Raw genomic sequence first — 2,761 nt, 5'->3', positions numbered from 1 at the left:
ATGTAGTGTACCTGACTCATCATATTGCTAAGGTTAACGACGGTTAGATTCACCTCTTACACAGCACCTGAAAGGCCGAATGTTCAATGGAGTGAGACTGTTATTTATGAGTGTCATGTTAAAGGCGCGACGAAATTAAATAACAAAATCCCCGAAGCGCTGAGAGGTAAATTTCTTGGCCTTGCACATGAGCACTTCATTCGTCATTTAAAGTCTATGGGTATCAATGCAATCGAGTTATTGCCTGTTCATAGCTTTATCAGTGAACAGTTTTTAACAGCCAAAGGCTTACAGAATTATTGGGGCTACAATACCCTTAACTTTTTTACCCCACATAAAGAATACCTTGTTGATGGAAACATTGATGAATTTCAGCAAATGGTTGGGCTACTTCATAAAGCGGGTATAGAGGTAATTATAGATGTTGTCTTTAATCATACCGCTGAAGCTGGGCTTGAAGGTCCAACCTTGTCTTTTAAAGGTCTGAATAATTCTGGTTATTATCGATTGTTAGATGATAGCTGTGATTATATTAACGATACAGGGTGTGGCAACACAGTCAATATAGAGGTGCTGTGTAAGAGGTGAATCTAACCGTCGTTAACCTTAGCAATACGTACTTTTTTACGTGTTACTTCGTTCAGTTACGTATTGCTAAGGTTAAACGGTATGTCGAGTTCCAGGACTACAGCACCTGGAATACTTTCGCAGCCCATTCTTTCGTAGGAACAGAAATTACACACCAGCTTACTTTATCGGCTTGTACGTAATCACGGTATACTTTCATCGCTTCTCCAGCTACTTTATGCAGCTGTTGCAATACGCGATGCTTCTACACCTTTTAATAAATCAGGGTTTTCTGCATAGATAGACATAAATGCAGCGCCTTCTTTTGCTAATTCCTCACGAGCATGTGCTTTCCAAGAAGGGAATTCAGAGAAAGCTTCTTCAGGAGCTAGATCGAACTTTAAGCGTGTTAACGTCTCATCATTCCAATCCACATATACGTGTTTTGCACCAGATTTATATGCTTTCTCTGTAACGAGGCGTACAAATTGTACAGCTTCAAGAGGTGCACTAATTGATAAAGTTTGTCCAGGTTGAATATTAACACCAACATTAACTGCAAGAGCAGCATATTTCTCTAACGTTTGTTCAAATGACATATGTATAATCTCCTTTAATTTGAAAGATTTCTTACTATATATAATACAAGAAAATTCTAAAAATATATATAAATATAGCGCAAAAAGAGAGCTCAAAATGTATTGAGCTCTTACATTTACTTAATTGAAGAAGCAAATTGCTCTACAGTCGTTGTATGGTGTATACGAACGCGCTTCATCTTTAACAATTCATCAGGTTCACCCTTCGTAATGAATTGCCCAGGCTTTGTCGTCGTCGCAAATTGATAATACTTCTTCGTTTCTGCAACAACCTTATCATCTACATGGCCGAATGGATATGCGATTGCGATAACAGGCTTACCTGTTATTTTTTCTAGCTTTTCTTTTGAACCTTTTAACTCTTCCTCATAGTTTGTAATTTTCGGCAAGTCTGCATGTGTTGCAGTATGAGATTGCACCGAGAAAATGCCGGAATCAACCATTTCTTTTATTTCAGAAGTAGACAATGCTCCTTCTACATCAACGTTATCAACAATCATATATTCTGTTGCTACCGGTTTGAAAGTTATCATCTTTTAGCTTTTGTAAAACGCGAAATGCATTCATATTATTTTTCATACCGTCATCAAATGTAACGAAAATCGGCTTATTTACTTTATTTATATCACTCCAGCGTTCAAACGTTAACAGCGTATAACCATTGTCCTTTAAATGTTTCATTTGTGCTTCAAAGTTAGCTGGTGATACGAATAAGTCTTTAATACCTTGACCATGATAATCATCAATTGCGTGATACATAAGAACAGGAACCTTTTGTTCGAAAGTAATAGTAGATTTCGTAAGCGAGATTGTTTTCCCATCTTCTTTCATTCCTGTTGCTTCAATTTGGAACTCACCGCGTTTTCCTTCAAATTCTTTTATATCAAAAGGAAGTGTAAATTGTTTCTCTTTTTCTTTAGAAGAAAAAGATTTAGCACTTTCCTTTCCATCAGCTGTGCGCCAAATTTTATATTGTACCTCAGTTAAATTATCTTTTATATCTGTCATATGAATAGTAGTGTCTGTAGATTCGTATGTGATGGGAGTATAAGAAATTTTACCTTGTTCTTGTACAGTCTCTTTTTGTTTAGCTACTTCTTGAACCTTTTTCTCTTTTTTAGGTTCTTGGCTTACATTGCTAGTATTGCAGCCTGCTAGAATGGCAGACGTACATAAAGCAATTGTTGCGTATTTTCTCATAAAAATCACCTTCTATTGTGTAGTATGTTGCATATTGACATTAAAATCCCCACCGCTATAAGAGTGGTGGGGATATACCCTTGTTCATCATATCATTTGAAGAAAATGAGGGGAATATGATTTTTAGGAGGCTATTAAGGTAATAGATTAGTGACTTTGAATAGATGTATTTTTTTGTTTCTTATTAGAATTAATAATAATATAACCGACTACAAAGATAAGAGGAATAATAAAGACATAGATAGGCATTCCCCATACATAATAGCTTTTTAGGGTTAAGACTAGTAAATGTAAGAAATCGAAAATTGCGTGGGCTTTCATAATATCCTCCAATGGCTTTTTGAAAATTATAACATTTTAAACTTGTTATTTGTATAATTTGGAAAGTGATTTAT

Annotated in this window: 4 protein-coding genes and 1 pseudogene; 1 reads left to right on the top strand and 4 read right to left on the bottom strand. The window is 35.6% G+C overall.

Features of this window, described 5'->3' with window-relative positions; translation table 11 throughout:
* Positions 1-69: 69 nt before the first annotated feature.
* Positions 70-570: pseudogene (locus ACXAC4_RS26535) on the top strand (alpha-amylase family glycosyl hydrolase); the annotation flags it as partial.
* Positions 571-685: 115 nt separating this feature from the next.
* Here the strand turns inward: ACXAC4_RS26535 and ACXAC4_RS26530 are convergent.
* The 4 genes from ACXAC4_RS26530 to ACXAC4_RS26515 all read right to left on the bottom strand — a co-directional run bounded on the left by ACXAC4_RS26530 (position 686) and on the right by ACXAC4_RS26515 (position 2,366).
* Positions 686-787, bottom strand: coding sequence for an aminopeptidase (locus tag ACXAC4_RS26530; protein WP_475167978.1), 102 nt, complete (start codon positions 785-787; stop codon positions 686-688).
* Positions 788-803: 16 nt separating this feature from the next.
* Positions 804-1,166, bottom strand: coding sequence for an aminopeptidase (locus tag ACXAC4_RS26525; protein WP_475167975.1), 363 nt, complete (start codon positions 1,164-1,166; stop codon positions 804-806).
* Between the two features lie 116 nt (positions 1,167-1,282).
* Positions 1,283-1,666, bottom strand: coding sequence for a polysaccharide deacetylase family protein (locus ACXAC4_RS26520; protein ID WP_475167969.1), 384 nt, complete (start codon positions 1,664-1,666; stop codon positions 1,283-1,285).
* Positions 1,656-2,366, bottom strand: coding sequence for a hypothetical protein (locus ACXAC4_RS26515; protein WP_475167967.1), 711 nt, complete (start codon positions 2,364-2,366; stop codon positions 1,656-1,658). The genes ACXAC4_RS26520 and ACXAC4_RS26515 overlap by 11 nt, the downstream gene beginning before the upstream one ends.
* Between the last annotated feature and the right edge of the window lie 395 nt (positions 2,367-2,761).

This window comes from Pseudoalteromonas sp. AWM4_233 (assembly GCF_056158285.1).
Note: the sequence above shows the minus strand (reverse complement) of the source record. Positions and strands in the feature narration are given on the sequence as shown.